The following is a 16,556-nucleotide window of genomic DNA, read 5'->3' on the forward strand; positions in this document are numbered from 1 at the left end:
GGCAACGTCCTACTCTCACAAGGGGACAGCCCCTAACTACCATCGGCGCTGAGAAGCTTAACTTCCGTGTTCGGTATGGGAACGGGTGTGACCTTCTCGCTATCGCCACCGGACTATTTGATTGAAGTGACCTCTTTTGCTTGCGCAAAAAGGATTATACCTTCAAAACTAGATAATGAAAGAAGAATAGAAAACCGAATAATCAATTTGGTTAAGTCCTCGAACGATTAGTATCAGTCAGCTCCACGTGTCACCACGCTTCCACCTCTGACCTATCAACCTGATCATCTTTCAGGGTTCTTACTAGCTTACGCTATGGGAAATCTCATCTTGAGGGGGGCTTCATGCTTAGATGCTTTCAGCACTTATCCCTTCCGCACATAGCTACCCAGCGATGCTCTTGGCAGAACAACTGGTACACCAGCGGTGCGTCCATCCCGGTCCTCTCGTACTAAGGACAGCTCCTCTCAAATTTCCTACGCCCACGACGGATAGGGACCGAACTGTCTCACGACGTTCTGAACCCAGCTCGCGTACCGCTTTAATGGGCGAACAGCCCAACCCTTGGGACCGACTACAGCCCCAGGATGCGATGAGCCGACATCGAGGTGCCAAACCTCCCCGTCGATGTGGACTCTTGGGGGAGATAAGCCTGTTATCCCCGGGGTAGCTTTTATCCGTTGAGCGATGGCCCTTCCATGCGGAACCACCGGATCACTAAGCCCGACTTTCGTCCCTGCTCGACTTGTAGGTCTCGCAGTCAAGCTCCCTTGTGCCTTTACACTCTACGAATGATTTCCAACCATTCTGAGGGAACCTTTGGGCGCCTCCGTTACTCTTTAGGAGGCGACCGCCCCAGTCAAACTGCCCACCTGACACTGTCTCCCACCTCGATTAGAGGTGCGGGTTAGAATGTCAATACAGCCAGAGTAGTATCCCACCGACGCCTCCACCGAAGCTAGCGCTCCGGCTTCTCAGGCTCCTACCTATCCTGTACAAGCTGTACCAAAATTCAATATCAGGCTACAGTAAAGCTCCACGGGGTCTTTCCGTCCTGTCGCGGGTAACCTGCATCTTCACAGGTACTATAATTTCACCGAGTCTCTCGTTGAGACAGTGCCCAGATCGTTACGCCTTTCGTGCGGGTCGGAACTTACCCGACAAGGAATTTCGCTACCTTAGGACCGTTATAGTTACGGCCGCCGTTTACTGGGGCTTCAATTCAGAGCTTCGCGTAAGCTAACCCCTCCTCTTAACCTTCCAGCACCGGGCAGGCGTCAGCCCCTATACTTCGCCTTGCGGCTTCGCAGAGACCTGTGTTTTTGCTAAACAGTCGCCTGGGCCTATTCACTGCGGCTTTTCAGGGCTATTCACCCTAAAAAGCACCCCTTCTCCCGAAGTTACGGGGTCATTTTGCCGAGTTCCTTAACGAGAGTTCTCTCGCTCACCTTAGGATTCTCTCCTCGCCTACCTGTGTCGGTTTGCGGTACGGGCACCTGTTTTCTCACTAGAGGCTTTTCTTGGCAGTGTGGAATCAGGAACTTCGGTACTCTATTTCCCTCGCTATCACAGCTCAGCCTTTGCGGTAAACGGATTTTCCTGTTTACCAGCCTAACTGCTTAGACGCACATATCCAGCAGTGCGCTTACCCTATCCTCCTGCGTCCCCCCATCGCTCAAACAAAAACGAGGTGGTACAGGAATATCAACCTGTTGTCCATCGCCTACGCCTTTCGGCCTCGGCTTAGGTCCCGACTAACCCTGAGCGGACGAGCCTTCCTCAGGAAACCTTAGGCATTCGGTGGATGGGATTCTCACCCATCTTTCGCTACTCATACCGGCATTCTCACTTCTAAGCGCTCCACCAGTCCTTCCGGTCTAGCTTCAACGCCCTTAGAACGCTCTCCTACCGCGTACACCAACGGTGTACACCCACAGCTTCGGTGATACGTTTAGCCCCGGTACATTTTCGGCGCGGGGTCACTCGACCAGTGAGCTATTACGCACTCTTTAAATGGTGGCTGCTTCTAAGCCAACATCCTGGTTGTCTAAGCAACCCCACATCCTTTTCCACTTAACGTATACTTTGGGACCTTAGCTGGTGGTCTGGGCTGTTTCCCTTTTGACTACGGATCTTATCACTCGCAGTCTGACTCCCACGCTTAAGTACTTGGCATTCGGAGTTTGTCTGAATTCGGTAACCCGATGAGGGCCCCTAGTCCAAACAGTGCTCTACCTCCAAGACTCGTTTTTCGTGAGGCTAGCCCTAAAGCTATTTCGGAGAGAACCAGCTATCTCCAAGTTCGATTGGAATTTCTCCGCTACCCACACCTCATCCCCGCACTTTTCAACGTGCGTGGGTTCGGTCCTCCATTCAGTGTTACCTGAACTTCAACCTGGACATGGGTAGATCACCTGGTTTCGGGTCTACGACTACATACTAAAACGCCCTACTTAAGACTCGCTTTCGCTGCGGCTCCGTCTTCTCAACTTAACCTTGCATGCAATCGTAACTCGCCGGTTCATTCTACAAAAGGCACGCTATCACCCGTTAAAGGGCTCTAACTACTTGTAGGCACACGGTTTCAGGATCTCTTTCACTCCCCTTCCGGGGTGCTTTTCACCTTTCCCTCACGGTACTGGTTCACTATCGGTCACTAGGGAGTATTTAGCCTTGGGAGATGGTCCTCCCAGCTTCCGACGGGATTTCTCGTGTCCCGCCGTACTCAGGATCCACTCAAGAGGGAACGAAGTTTCAACTACAGGGTTGTTACCTTCTTTGACCAGCCTTTCCAGACTTGTTCGTTTACTTCGTTCCTTTGTAACTCCGTATAGAGTGTCCTACAACCCCAAGAGGCAAGCCTCTTGGTTTGGGCTAATCCCGTTTCGCTCGCCGCTACTCAGGGAATCGCGTTTGCTTTCTCTTCCTCCGGGTACTTAGATGTTTCAGTTCCCCGGGTCTGCCTTCATTACCCTATGTATTCAGGTAAAGATATCATCCCATTACGAATGATGGGTTTCCCCATTCGGAAATCTCCGGATCAAAGCTTACTTACAGCTCCCCGAAGCATATCGGTGTTAGTCCCGTCCTTCATCGGCTCCTAGTGCCAAGGCATCCACCGTGCGCCCTTCATAACTTAACCATACTGCGGCTTCCGATAAGCGGCGCATCTCTGCGTCATCTTCACTCGTCTGCGCTCCTCACGTACACAACTACGTACGTTCCGGTGCTTCCTCGCTTGATTCCTCGACCTACTTGCTTCTCATTTCCCTCATTGCTTGGCTTACAATTTCTCGTAACCCTCGCGGTTTTGTTTTGAAACTTAATCTCTAAACATATAGAGAGAAAAACTAAAATGGCGATTACTCGGTTTATTTCTTGGTTCTTCTTCATTTCATTATCTAGTTTTCAAGGTACAAGACGGCGAATGATAAGCTTCGCATTTCTTCGTCAACTTTCCTCGTTCCGCTCCTCATGTATCAAATACACTCCAGTGCTCACTCAGTCGTTTCCTCGATCTGCTCGCTTCTAATTCACCTATTATTAATAAGAGAGTATTGCACTCTCAAAACTAAACAAATCATACGGCTTTTCTGACGAGTCAAAAAAGCTTCCATCAACGTTACGATTATGAGACATCTAAGTCTCCATATTCCTTAGAAAGGAGGTGATCCAGCCGCACCTTCCGATACGGCTACCTTGTTACGACTTCACCCCAATCATCTGTCCCACCTTAGGCGGCTGGCTCCTTACGGTTACCCCACCGACTTCGGGTGTTACAAACTCTCGTGGTGTGACGGGCGGTGTGTACAAGGCCCGGGAACGTATTCACCGCGGCATGCTGATCCGCGATTACTAGCGATTCCGGCTTCATGTAGGCGAGTTGCAGCCTACAATCCGAACTGAGAATGGTTTTATGGGATTCGCTCCACCTCGCGGCTTTGCTGCCCTTTGTACCATCCATTGTAGCACGTGTGTAGCCCAGGTCATAAGGGGCATGATGATTTGACGTCATCCCCACCTTCCTCCGGTTTGTCACCGGCAGTCACCTTAGAGTGCCCAACTCAATGCTGGCAACTAAGATCAAGGGTTGCGCTCGTTGCGGGACTTAACCCAACATCTCACGACACGAGCTGACGACAACCATGCACCACCTGTCACTTATGTCCCCGAAGGGAAAGCCCTATCTCTAGGGATGGCATAAGGATGTCAAGACCTGGTAAGGTTCTTCGCGTTGCTTCGAATTAAACCACATGCTCCACCGCTTGTGCGGGCCCCCGTCAATTCCTTTGAGTTTCAGCCTTGCGGCCGTACTCCCCAGGCGGAGTGCTTAATGCGTTTGCTGCAGCACTAAAGGGCGGAAACCCTCTAACACTTAGCACTCATCGTTTACGGCGTGGACTACCAGGGTATCTAATCCTGTTTGCTCCCCACGCTTTCGCGCCTCAGCGTCAGTTACAGACCAAAGAGCCGCCTTCGCCACTGGTGTTCCTCCACATCTCTACGCATTTCACCGCTACACGTGGAATTCCGCTCTTCTCTTCTGCACTCAAGTTCCCCAGTTTCCAATGACCCTCCCCGGTTGAGCCGGGGGCTTTCACATCAGACTTAAGGAACCGCCTGCGCGCGCTTTACGCCCAATAATTCCGGACAACGCTTGCCACCTACGTATTACCGCGGCTGCTGGCACGTAGTTAGCCGTGGCTTTCTGGTTAGGTACCGTCAAGGTACCGGCAGTTACTCCGGTACTTGTTCTTCCCTAACAACAGAGTTTTACGATCCGAAAACCTTCATCACTCACGCGGCGTTGCTCCGTCAGACTTTCGTCCATTGCGGAAGATTCCCTACTGCTGCCTCCCGTAGGAGTCTGGGCCGTGTCTCAGTCCCAGTGTGGCCGATCACCCTCTCAGGTCGGCTACGCATCGTGGCCTTGGTGAGCCGTTACCTCACCAACTAGCTAATGCGCCGCGGGCCCATCTATAAGTGATAGCGAGAAGCCATCTTTCAGCTTAAGAACATGAGTTCAAAAGCATTATCCGGTATTAGCTCCGGTTTCCCGAAGTTATCCCAGTCTTATAGGCAGGTTGCCCACGTGTTACTCACCCGTCCGCCGCTAATTTTCGGGAGCAAGCTCCCTCAAATCCGCTCGACTTGCATGTATTAGGCACGCCGCCAGCGTTCGTCCTGAGCCAGGATCAAACTCTCCAAAAAAGAGTAAGAATTAGCTCTTAATGTAAAACATAATAAAACTAACGTTGGCTAGTTTCGGCTCCTAGCTTCTCGACCATTTCACTTCTTCTGTCAAAGTCTTTTGGACTTTTCCGCCAGAAGTTCCAATGTTTGTCGAAGCTGTACAGTCGCCTCCACTATTATTTGTTGACGTATGATTTGTTTAGTTTTCAAAGTACAATATCGAAATTCTTTAACGAAGAATTTCTTTTTCTGTCGCTCAAAGGCAACTTTTTAATATTAACAGAATCTAATTTAAGTGTCAATAACTTTTTTTAAATTCTTTTTTGTGCACCGACATCTTTCGCGGCAACAGATAATAATATACCACTATAGTTTATCTCGTGCAATACTTTTTTAAAAGTTTTTATTGAAATGTTTTTAAAAGAAAAAAAGAGCAAAAGCAGCTCTATCACTTTCACTCTCCTTTTATATATAGTAATTAACGATGACGCATTAATGGGAATAATAAAACGTCTCTAATAGATGGAGAATTGGTTAATAACATAACAAGACGATCAATTCCAATTCCTAGACCACCAGTCGGAGGCATTCCAAATTCTAATGCTTCAATGAAATCATGATCCATCATATGAGCTTCGTCGTTCCCTTGTTCTCTTTCTTTAAGCTGCGCTTCGAAACGTTCTCTTTGGTCAATTGGATCATTTAGCTCGGTGAACGCATTCGCATGCTCACGAGCCACGATAAATAACTCAAAACGATCCGTAAATCTTGGATCTTCTTCATTCTTCTTAGCCAGTGGAGAAATTTCTACTGGATGCCCGTAAATGAATGTTGGCTGAATAAGCTGTTCTTCTACTTTTTGCTCAAAGAACTCATTGACGATATGACCATATAGCATTGTATCTTTAATTTCCACATTATGCTCTTTTGCCAATTGTTTTGCTTCTTCAACGGGCATTTCCTTCCAGAAGTCAACACCCGTATATTCCTTAATCGCATCTACCATATGAAGTCTTTTCCATTCAGGCTTCAAGTCTACTAAATGGTCACCGTATTGAACGGTCGTTGTACCAAGTACTTCTTGTGCAATATGAGCAACAAGATTCTCAGTCAGGCTCATAATGTCACGGTAATCAGCATAAGCTTCATACAGTTCGATCATTGTAAATTCAGGGTTGTGTCGAGTGGATACCCCTTCATTACGGAATACACGACCAATTTCGTACACTTTCTCTAATCCACCAACAATTAGGCGCTTTAAGTGCAACTCAATTGCAATACGCATATATAGTTGCATGTCCAATGCATTGTGATGGGTAATGAACGGGCGAGCTGAAGCTCCACCTGCAATGGCATGCATCATAGGTGTTTCTACTTCTAAATATCCGTGATCATCTAAGTAACGTCTCATCGATTGAATAATTTTGCTTCGAGTAATAAATGTTTTTCTACTTTCTTGACTAGTGATTAGATCTAAATAGCGTTGACGGTAACGCTGTTCTACATCCTTGAGGCCATGAAACTTTTCAGGTAATGGACGAAGAGCTTTTGTTAGCAGCTGGAAGTCTTGAACTTTAATAGAAAGTTCTCCAACCTTCGTTTTAAATAATTCTCCTGTCACACCAACGATATCTCCTAAATCTACACTTCCGAAAGTATCGTATTGTTCCTCACCAACTGCATCTTGTCTCACATATATTTGAATTTGGTCTGTAAGGTCTTGAAGATGAGCAAAACCTGCTTTACCTTTTCCACGCTTTGTCATAATACGACCAGCAATCGTAACGGTAACAGCTAATTGTTCAAGAGCCTCTTTCTCCATCTCACCATATTGATTAACTAATTCTTCTGCGAGATGAGTGCGCTCATAGCGCTTCCCGAACGGATCTAACCCTTTTTCTCGCATATCATGCATTTTTTCTAACCTAACTCTCATTTGGTCGTTTAATTCTTCACTCACTTTAAAATCATCTCCATTATTAAAAAGTTTCTATGTAATCCAATCCAAAAGACTTAAATTATGAAGTGCATCATGACAAAATGGATCATCACAAATATTAAAAAATCACACTATACTATTTTACACAAAATAAATGAAAGAGACACGTAATATAATAAAAACTGCCAGTTGTGACCGGCAGTTTTCTTTTCCATCATAATGAAAGAAGCTTTAGAAGTCAATCCTCAACCTACTTGTACCTGTTGTTCCTTCGCTTCTGTTTCTAACACAAGCTCGTTTAGTAAATTGACAAGCTCCTCCCTTGTATTACATGAGTTAACTCCAGTACGAGCCTTAGCCGTTCCTCTAATCCCTTTTAAATACCACGCCGCATGCTTTCTCATTTCACGCACAGCGACGTATTCACTTTTCAGGGCGATAAGACGGTCTAGGTGGAGAATGCACACATCAATCTTTTCTCTTACAGAAGGCTCGCCTATCAATTCGCCAGTTTCTAAAAATTTTACCGTTTCATAAATCATCCACGGATTGCCTAATGCTGCTCTTCCAATCATGACAGCGTCACAACCGGTTTCATCTAACATCCGCTTTGCATCCTGCGGTGTTTTCACATCGCCATTCCCAATGAGGGGGATATTGATAGATTCCTTCACTTCACGGATGATATCCCAATTCGCACTTCCTTCATACAATTGGACACGTGTACGGCCATGTAAGGAAACCGCACTACCACCAGCTCGTTCAACTGCTTGGGCATTTTTCACAGCAAAGATATGCTCATCATCCCAACCCATACGCATTTTTACTGTAACAGGCTTATCCACATTTTCGACAACCACTGAAACCATTTCATAGATTTTATCAGGATCAAGTAACCACTTTGCGCCTGCATCACATTTCGTGATTTTTGGTACAGGGCAGCCCATATTGATATCAATAATATCGGCATTTGTATGTTTATCTACAAATTTAGCCGCTTCAACAAGGGTGTCCTTTTCCCCACCAAAAATTTGTAGACTTAAAGGATTTTCTCGCTCATCTATATATAGCATATTCATCGTTTTTTCGTTTTTTAAAACGATTCCTTTATCGCTAATCATTTCAGCACAAACTAAGCCAGCACCAAATTCCTTAACTGTTAAACGAAAAGCCGAATTACATATACCGGCCATTGGTGCTAAGACAACTTGATTTTTCATTTCTACATTTCCGATTTTAAACATCAAGTTACCTCCTTTATTCTTCAGGTGGTGTTAAATCATCTATACTCACTTTCAATTGTTCAGCAACCTGCATCAAAAAATCTTCCGTCGGCATACGATTGCCACGTTCCACCTCTCCCAAAATAGAAACCGATACACCAAGATTTTCTGCTAAGCTCTCTTGTGTATAGCCTTTTAATTTGCGAAAAGCGCGAATACGTCTTCCCCATTTTTCAGCTTCCATATTCGTACTCCTTCTCTATCAGGTATTTCATCTAAACTTTTTCGTAAAAGTTGATCTGTCCTTGGGAGCTTTTCGTTCGGACTAATCTCGAGAAGTGGAATTAAAACAAAAGCTCTTTCATGCATCCGAGGATGTGGAACAAAAAGCTTCTCTGATTCAATATTTTCTTGATTATAGAGAAGAATGTCAAGGTCTATGATTCTTGGTCCCCATCGAACGATCCTTTTTCTCCCAAGATTTTCTTCAATTTGCAAGCAGCAATCTAACAAATCTAAAGGTGTCAACTCCGTTTTGACTTCAATTACCATGTTTAAAAATGGATCTTGCTCGGTGTATCCTACTGGGTCTGTCTCATAAATAGACGAGCTATGGATTAACTTAATCTCAGGATGTTCATTTAATAACACGATTGCATCTGTGAGGTTTCCATACCGATCGCCCATATTGGTACCGAGTGCAAGAAAAGCTCGATTTTTCAATTTATCTACTCCTCGTAATTTCCACCGCAACCGAGTCATAGTGACCTGGAATCGGAGGATCTGGCTTAATAACTTTTACCGTACATGACATGGCTTTTGTGAATTGTAAAAGACAAGTAGCTGCAATTTTTTCTGCCACTGCTTCTAAAAGCTTATAAGGCTCTCCCTCTACAATATCCTTGCACATCATATATAACTCTCCATAATGAATGGAGTCAGATAGTTCATCCTTTTCACCAGCAGCCTTTAAATCTGCTTCCACCACCAAATCAACGATAAACCTTTGGCCTAGTCGTGTTTCTTCTGGAAAAACACCGTGGTAACCGTAGAATTCCATTCGATTTACATATATTTTATCCATTCCCTTGTCCCTTTCCGATTAATACATCCATCATCCCGGCCATCCGACTCATCGCTTTCACATCATGGACACGAATCATTTGACAACCCTTTTGAATGCCATAACAAACCGTTGCTCCTGTACCTTCTGCCCTCTCTTCGACCGGAAGATTTAAAGCTTGACCAATCAGAGACTTTTTCGACGTTCCAAGTAACACTGGGTATCCAATCGAAACTAATTTATCTAACTCTCTCATCATCTCAATGTTTTCCTGCAAATCTTTAGCAAAACCAATACCAGGATCAAGTATTATTTTTTCATCAGGAACACCCGCATTTTTTACCATTTCAATACTTTCGAACAGATCATTGACAACATCTCGATAAAAATGCTGATAGTCGCGATTGTCACGATTATGCATCAAAATAATCGGCACATTGTAACGAGCAGCTAATGGAGCCATATTCGGATCCGCTTTCGCTCCCCATATATCGTTAATGATATGGGCACCCGCCTCCAAAGCTCCCGCTGCCACTTCAGCTTTATATGTATCAATCGAAATCGGAACCTTCACTGCTTCTGACACAGCTTTTATAACAGGAACCACACGTTCCAATTCTTCCTGAACGGAAATTTGCTCATAACCAGGACGAGTGGACTCTCCGCCAATATCAATAATGTCAGCACCCTCTTCGACCATTTGGCGAGCATGCTGAACAGCTTTTTCAATATGATTAAATTTGCCCCCATCTGAAAAAGAATCAGGGGTCGCATTTAAGATTCCCATAATTAGTGTTTTATCGCTATAGTCCAGTGTATAAGGACCACATTCGATCATTTGTTTTTGAATGGTAGACATCGTTAACCTCCAGACCGTTTTACTTCTTTATTGTAGCATTTAACGGACTCCATTTCTAAGTTTCTTAGAATCATACGATCAAAAAGGAGCAATAGTCATGTCGACTACTGCTCCTTTTACATTGAATGTCACTCTTACTCAGCATCAAACTGATAGAGAGGAGTACTTAAATAACGTTCACCGTTACTTGGGATAACCGCTAACACTTTTTTCCCTTTACCAAGCTCTTTCGCTACTTTTAATGCTGCCGAAATGGCTGCACCTGAAGAAATACCACCTAGAATTCCTTCTTCTTTCGCAGCACGGCGAGCATATTCAAACGATTCTTCGTTTGTTATCTTTAATACTTCATCGTACACTTCTGTATTCAATACTTTTGGTACAAATCCCGCACCAATTCCTTGAATTTTATGTGGTCCTGGCTTTCCACCTGAAAGAACGGGTGAATCAGCAGGCTCGACTGCGTAAATTTTTATATTTGGGTAATTTTCTTTTAGAACAGAACCAGCACCAGTTATCGTACCACCTGTTCCGATTCCAGAGATAAAGGCATCTAATTGATCGCCCATTTGCTCGACAATCTCTTTACCTGTTGTTCTCTTATGAACTTCAGGATTCGCAAAGTTTTCGAATTGTTGCGGAATGAAATAACCATTTTCCTTTGCTAACTCGTCAGCTTTACGAATTGCTCCACCCATTCCTTCTGGTCCAGGTGTTAATACAAGCTCAGCTCCGTATGCACGTAGTAAGTTTCTACGCTCTAAGCTCATGGTTTCAGGCATAACAAGAATTGCTTTATACCCTTTAGCGGCAGCAACCATCGCAAGACCAATTCCTGTGTTTCCACTTGTTGGCTCAATGATGGTATCTCCCTTTTTTAATTTGCCAGCTTCTTCTGCTGCTTCAATCATCGCAAGAGCGATACGATCCTTTACGCTGCTTCCTGGATTCATATACTCAAGCTTTAAATACACATCTGCGCTGTTCTCATCTACAAGGCGATTCAATTTTACGATGGGCGTTTGACCCACTAACTCTGTTATTGAATTGGCTACACGTACCATTCTAACACCTCTTATTCCGAGTAATTTTATTGGATTAATTCAAATTTACCAAGCTTATACCCAAATGTCAATCTTTTTACATGAAAAATACAGAATATTTTTAATGTAAATCTTCTTGCGTTAAAAATATAGAATATTTTTAATGAAATCTTCTTACGTTAAAAATATTGAATATTTTTTCCACTCTACAAAAATACACGAGCCACTGCTCGTGTATTTTATCCTACTGCTCCCCGTAGAACCACTCCACATCCACTTCATTCCAAAAAGCTTCTACCGAGGACTCGCCTTCCATCTGTTCCAATGCGATGACTCTTCGAATTTCATTCTCTACTTCTTTAAAACTATATTCTTTTCCATCAATTTTTTCATGGAGCATAGCAATCGCATATCCATCTTCGACTGGGATAGCTCCAGTCCATTCACCTGGCTTTAACGTTTCCAACGCGTTTATGTAATCTGCGGAGGTAATCTCATCTTCAGAACGGACAAATCCAATATCCCCACCCTGGGCAGCACTAAATTCATCCATCGATCTTTCCATCGCTAAAGCAGCGAAATCCGAACCATTTTTCAATTCTTCTAGAGCTTGTTTTGCTTCTTTTTCCGTTTTCACCACTATTTGTGAAACATGGTAGGAAGTAGGGATAGAATAAAAGCTTTGGTTTTCAGTATAGTAAGACTGCAATTCCTCTTCCGGCACATTAACGTCCTTTGTTAAAATCTCCTCGAGCATCAGAGACGACTTTATTTGCCTTCTCCATTCTTCCTCGTTGGACGCATCAGAACTTGAGCCATACATCGTTTTGATTAAAAACAATTCACGATCCACAGATGCTTCTGATATCGATATATCATATTTTTTGGCAAGGGCTTCAATTACCTTTTCATCTATTAATTCCTTCAATGTATCTTTCCCATACCGCTCTTCCATCACATTGAGCCACTCTTGTCTTGTCACTTCCTCTTTCCCAACAGTTGCCACAACTTCACTACTTCCATGGCTCGTTCCTAGTTTCGTTAGAAAAAAAGCAACGGTTAAGCAGTTTAGTGCAATTAGGCCAGCAATGATGATCCACAGTTGCTTTTTCTCCCACTTTCTCTCCAACCTTTTCTCCTCCCATTTTCACCACAATAGTCAAACCTCTTCTAAATGAAGATATCTTTATTTTGCTTCGTTTAGCAATTGTTCTAAATCTTCACGAGTATAGTTATATTTCTCATTACAGAAATGACAATGGGTCTCTGCTTTACCATCCGTTTCAATCATATCTGTAATTTCATCTTTCCCTAAACTAATAATGGCATTTCCAAAACGTTCCTTTGAGCATGTGCATTGGAAAGTTACAGGCTGTGTTTCGAGGAACCGTACATTTCCTTTCCCTAAAACCTCTTCTAGTATTTCTTCTGGACTTAGACCTCGTTCAATTAATTTTGAGATTGGTGGGATCGCTTTTAACCTTTCCTCAATTTTTGTAATCGTTTCGTCTTCTGTCCCAGGCAATAATTGTATGACAAAACCTCCAGCTGCTAAAATCGTATTATCCGGATTCACTAATACACCTACACCAACTGAAGAAGGCACCTGTTCTGATTTAACAAAGTAATACGTAAAGTCTTCTCCTAATTCCCCTGAAACGAGGGGAACTTGACCGGTAAAGTAATCTCTTAAGCCAACATCCTTTACAACGGATAAGAAACCACTAGTCCCTACTGCTCGTCTTACATCAAGCTTTCCATGCTCATTTAAATCAAAATGGACTTGAGGATGTGTGACGTAACCTCTTACCTGCCCTTTCGCATTAGCGTCTACTAAAATGGGACCAAGAGGACCATCCCCTTCAACTTTTACCGTAAGTTTTTCTTCTCCCTTTAACATGGAACCCATCATTACGCTGGCTGTCATCGTTCTTCCAAGAGCAGCTGATGCGGTCGGCCATGTGTGATGTCTTCTTTGTGCTTCTCCTACCGTTTCAGTACTACGAACCGCATACGCGCGAACTTGATCATCAAATGCTAATGCTTTTACTAAATAATCCTTCATTCCTGTACCCCTTTCGTGTATACCCATTGCTGCTATATATAGTCTATTTTCTTAGCGTCTCCATATTTCGTTTATAAATTAACTGTAATCCTTTTAAGGTTAAAAACGGATCGACGATATCAATGATAGTTGCTTCTTTGGCAATAAGTCCAGATAATCCACCTGTTGCAATGACCATCGGCTTTTCCTTGCTTTGCTTTTTCATTCTTTTTACAATTTCTTCAACCTGTCCTACATACCCATAAAGTATACCTGCTTGCATTGCAGCAACTGTATTTTTTCCTACTACTCCTTCTGGAGGTGGTATTAATTCAATACGTGGTAACTTCGCTGCCCTGGAGTAGAGAGCTTCTGTCGAAATATGAACACCCGGAGCGATGGCTCCACCCATGTATTGCTTTTGTTCGTTAATATAACAATATGTAGTCGCTGTTCCAAAATCAACAACGATTAACGGGCTCCCGTATTCATGAATTGCAGCAACCGCATTGACAATCCGATCAGCCCCAACCTCACGAGGATTTTCATATTTAATATCTAAGCCCGTTTTAATTCCAGGCCCGACAATTAATGGTTTCAAATTGAAATAACGCGAGCACATTCTTTCTAGTGCTAGCATAATCGGTGGAACGACAGATGAAATAATTATTCCCTCAATAGCAGATAAACTTAAACCCACATGATCAAATAAATTCTTGATCATAATTCCGTACTCATCCTCAGTTTTGGAACGATTCGTTTCCATTCTCCAGTGATGCTTTAATTCATCCTTATCATAAACACCTAGAACCATATTGGTATTTCCCACATCGAAAACAAATATCACGTAGACCACCACTTTTGTTTAATATTAAGCTTTGATTAAACCAAGATCTTTGTCGAATAGTTGGCTATCATATTCTGCCAACATTTTAACACAAACGAAGGCTCTTTACGCAAGCATTGTAGCTTTTCAACATTTATACAGTTACTTAGATCACAAAAGGTGCCCTAAAGATAGGACACCTTAACGTGAACCATTATATCAGGCAGTAGCCTGAAGGGATTGCACTAATTAGCTCTTTTTATTTTCATCTTCCGTAGCGGATGGAGAGTCTGTCAGGTCTGTATCCTTTTCTGTTTCACTGGATTCAGGCTTTTCTTCTAGTACCTCATCCTTTTTGACACTAATATTTACCTTTACATCATCGGAATCAGCATCATCATTTTTCTCTAATTCAACAGATGCTGTTGGTCTTTCAGGTAATGTACCATGGTCAATTAAATGCTTGATTTGCTCTGCATCTAATGTTTCTACTTCCAATAAAGTATTGGCAATTAAATCGAGCTTATCGCGGTTCTCAGTAAGAACTCGCTTCGCCTTTTCATAGCATTCCTTAATGATGCGCTGAATTTCTAAGTCAATTTCATATGCAATCGCATCGGAATAATTTTGTTCATTATGAATATCACGGCCTAAGAATACTTGGCCACCTGATTGTTGACCAAATTGCAATGGTCCAAGCTTATCACTCATACCAAACTCAGTGACCATACGGCGAGCAAGACCTGTAGCACGTTGGAAGTCATTGTGAGCACCTGTACTTACCTCACCAAAGACAACTTCTTCCGCTACGCGTCCACCAAGCAAACCGACGATTTTGTCAAGAAGCTCCGGCTTTGTCATAAAGTAACGGTCTTCCTTCGGTAACATAACGGCATAACCACCAGCCTGGCCACGAGGAACAATGGTTACTTTATGAACCATTTCTGCTTCTTCTAGAACAACACCAATCACCGTATGTCCTGCTTCATGGAAAGCAACAATATTCTTCTCCTTTTTGGAGATGACCCTGCTCTTTTTCGCTGGACCAGCAATGACGCGGTCAGTTGCTTCATCGATATCATCCATATCGACTTTCTTTTTGTTTCGACGAGCAGCCACAAGAGCCGCTTCATTTAATAAGTTTTCAAGGTCTGCACCAGAGAACCCTGGAGTACGAGCTGCAATTGCTTTTAAGTTAACATCCTCGTCTAAAGGCTTATTACGTGCATGTACTTTAAGAACCGCTTCACGACCGTTCACATCTGGACGATCAACTGTGATTTGACGGTCAAAACGACCTGGGCGTAATAACGCTGGGTCTAAAATATCTGGGCGGTTTGTGGCAGCGACGATGATAATGCCTTCATTGACACCAAAACCATCCATTTCAACAAGCAATTGGTTCAAGGTTTGCTCACGCTCATCGTGACCGCCACCGAGACCAGCACCACGCTGGCGACCAACTGCATCAATTTCATCAATAAAGATAATACAAGGCGCATTTTTCTTTGCATTTTCAAATAAATCACGTACACGAGATGCACCGACCCCAACAAACATTTCAACGAAGTCAGAACCACTAATAGAGAAGAACGGAACTCCTGCTTCTCCCGCTACTGCTCGTGCAAGCAATGTTTTACCAGTACCTGGAGGTCCAACAAGTAAAACACCTTTCGGGATTCTTGCCCCTACTTCAGCGAACTTACGTGGATCCTTCAAGAATTCAACAACCTCTACAAGTTCCTGTTTCTCTTCATCTGCACCAGCCACATCTTTAAAACGGACTTTTTTCTTCTCATCATTGTAAAGTTTCGCCTTACTCTTACCAAAGTTCATGACACGACTGCCGCCGCCCTGAGCTTGGTTTAATAAGAAGAAAAACAAGATGAAAATAATGATAAACGGAATAATAGAAGTAAAGAACGTTACCCAACCACTTGTTTCCTTAGCTGGAAGAACATCAATTTCAGAAGCTGCCGCAGCCTGATCGACTTTTGCTAGCAACTGTTCACTATTCCATACATATGTGATAAAGTATTTGCCTTCCTCATAATTGGCAAGGCGTCCTCTTACTTCATAGACCCCTCTTTCAGGCTGGATTGTAATTTCTTTAACCTCACCAGCTTCTAAATAGGACATAAAGTCGTTATAGGATATATCTTCTGTTGGCTCATTGCTTCCATTAAAGAAACTAACAACGCCAATAATTACGAGAAAAATCAATAAATAAAATATGGTATTACGAAAAATTCGATTCATCCCTTACCTCCTCCCACACATCAACAAACTATAGTAAATAGTATCATAGAGATTTGTGACTATACAAGAATTTGCCCCTTTTTAGAGAAACCTTGGCATTCCATAAA

The 16,556-nt window shown here is 43.3% G+C and carries 11 protein-coding genes and 3 rRNA genes; all 14 read right to left on the bottom strand.

What is annotated here, in order from left to right:
• A 5S ribosomal RNA gene (gene rrf / locus AA0X71_RS00005) occupies positions 1-113 on the bottom strand.
• A 94-nt stretch (positions 114-207) separates the two neighbouring features.
• Positions 208-3,142, bottom strand: a 23S ribosomal RNA gene (locus AA0X71_RS00010).
• Between the two features lie 518 nt (positions 3,143-3,660).
• Positions 3,661-5,211: ribosomal RNA gene (locus tag AA0X71_RS00015) — 16S ribosomal RNA — on the bottom strand.
• Together the 16S, 23S and 5S rRNA genes form the textbook arrangement of a ribosomal RNA operon.
• Positions 5,212-5,671: 460 nt before the next feature.
• The gene (gene lysS / locus AA0X71_RS00020) at positions 5,672-7,153 is read right to left on the bottom strand and encodes a lysine--tRNA ligase (RefSeq protein ID WP_413357874.1); all 1,482 of its coding nucleotides are present in this window, start codon (positions 7,151-7,153) and stop codon (positions 5,672-5,674) included.
• 224 nt (positions 7,154-7,377) lie between these two features.
• Positions 7,378-8,376: a tRNA dihydrouridine synthase DusB gene (dusB, locus tag AA0X71_RS00025; protein ID WP_413357876.1), complete on the bottom strand. Its 999-nt coding sequence runs from the start codon at positions 8,374-8,376 to the stop codon at positions 7,378-7,380.
• A 13-nt stretch (positions 8,377-8,389) separates the two neighbouring features.
• Positions 8,390-8,599 (bottom strand): helix-turn-helix domain-containing protein, encoded by a 210-nt coding sequence (locus AA0X71_RS00030; RefSeq protein ID WP_413357878.1) that lies wholly within the window; start codon positions 8,597-8,599, stop codon positions 8,390-8,392.
• The gene (gene folK / locus AA0X71_RS00035) at positions 8,551-9,078 is read right to left on the bottom strand and encodes a 2-amino-4-hydroxy-6-hydroxymethyldihydropteridine diphosphokinase (protein WP_413357880.1); all 528 of its coding nucleotides are present in this window, start codon (positions 9,076-9,078) and stop codon (positions 8,551-8,553) included. The genes AA0X71_RS00030 and folK overlap by 49 nt, the downstream gene beginning before the upstream one ends.
• A gap of 1 nt (position 9,079) precedes the next feature.
• Positions 9,080-9,439 carry a dihydroneopterin aldolase gene (gene folB / locus AA0X71_RS00040; RefSeq protein ID WP_413357882.1) on the bottom strand — a complete coding sequence of 120 codons (360 nt, stop codon included), beginning with the start codon at positions 9,437-9,439 and terminating at the stop codon, positions 9,080-9,082.
• Complete coding sequence (gene folP / locus AA0X71_RS00045; RefSeq protein ID WP_413357884.1) at positions 9,432-10,277, bottom strand: dihydropteroate synthase; 846 nt, start codon at positions 10,275-10,277, stop codon at positions 9,432-9,434. The genes folB and folP overlap by 8 nt, the downstream gene beginning before the upstream one ends.
• Before the next feature lie 134 nt (positions 10,278-10,411).
• On the bottom strand, positions 10,412-11,341 hold the full coding sequence (cysK, locus tag AA0X71_RS00050; RefSeq protein WP_413357886.1) for a cysteine synthase A: 930 nt from the start codon (positions 11,339-11,341) through the stop codon (positions 10,412-10,414).
• 223 nt (positions 11,342-11,564) lie between these two features.
• Positions 11,565-12,449: a peptidyl-prolyl cis-trans isomerase gene (locus tag AA0X71_RS00055; RefSeq protein WP_413357888.1), complete on the bottom strand. Its 885-nt coding sequence runs from the start codon at positions 12,447-12,449 to the stop codon at positions 11,565-11,567.
• A gap of 57 nt (positions 12,450-12,506) precedes the next feature.
• A complete protein-coding gene (gene hslO, locus AA0X71_RS00060; protein WP_413357890.1) occupies positions 12,507-13,385 on the bottom strand; it encodes an Hsp33 family molecular chaperone HslO in 879 nt (292 codons plus the stop codon).
• 43 nt (positions 13,386-13,428) lie between these two features.
• A complete protein-coding gene (locus tag AA0X71_RS00065) occupies positions 13,429-14,211 on the bottom strand; it encodes a type III pantothenate kinase (RefSeq protein WP_413357892.1) in 783 nt (260 codons plus the stop codon).
• Positions 14,212-14,439: 228 nt separating this feature from the next.
• The gene (gene ftsH / locus AA0X71_RS00070) at positions 14,440-16,449 is read right to left on the bottom strand and encodes an ATP-dependent zinc metalloprotease FtsH (protein ID WP_413357894.1); all 2,010 of its coding nucleotides are present in this window, start codon (positions 16,447-16,449) and stop codon (positions 14,440-14,442) included.
• Between the last annotated feature and the right edge of the window lie 107 nt (positions 16,450-16,556).

It is taken from the genome of Robertmurraya phoenicis, from assembly GCF_047302285.1.
Taxonomy (GTDB): Bacteria; Bacillota; Bacilli; order Bacillales; family Cytobacillaceae; genus Robertmurraya.

Coding starts and splice junctions, on each gene's coding strand:
- hslO (WP_413357890.1), bottom strand. CDS start 13,385: ATGAAGGATTATTTAGTAAAAGCATTAGCATTTGATGATCAAGTTCGC.
- folB (WP_413357882.1), bottom strand. CDS start 9,439: ATGGATAAAATATATGTAAATCGAATGGAATTCTACGGTTACCACGGT.
- ftsH (WP_413357894.1), bottom strand. CDS start 16,449: ATGAATCGAATTTTTCGTAATACCATATTTTATTTATTGATTTTTCTC.
- cysK (WP_413357886.1), bottom strand. CDS start 11,341: ATGGTACGTGTAGCCAATTCAATAACAGAGTTAGTGGGTCAAACGCCC.
- dusB (WP_413357876.1), bottom strand. CDS start 8,376: ATGTTTAAAATCGGAAATGTAGAAATGAAAAATCAAGTTGTCTTAGCA.
- folP (WP_413357884.1), bottom strand. CDS start 10,277: ATGTCTACCATTCAAAAACAAATGATCGAATGTGGTCCTTATACACTG.
- AA0X71_RS00030 (WP_413357878.1), bottom strand. CDS start 8,599: ATGGAAGCTGAAAAATGGGGAAGACGTATTCGCGCTTTTCGCAAATTA.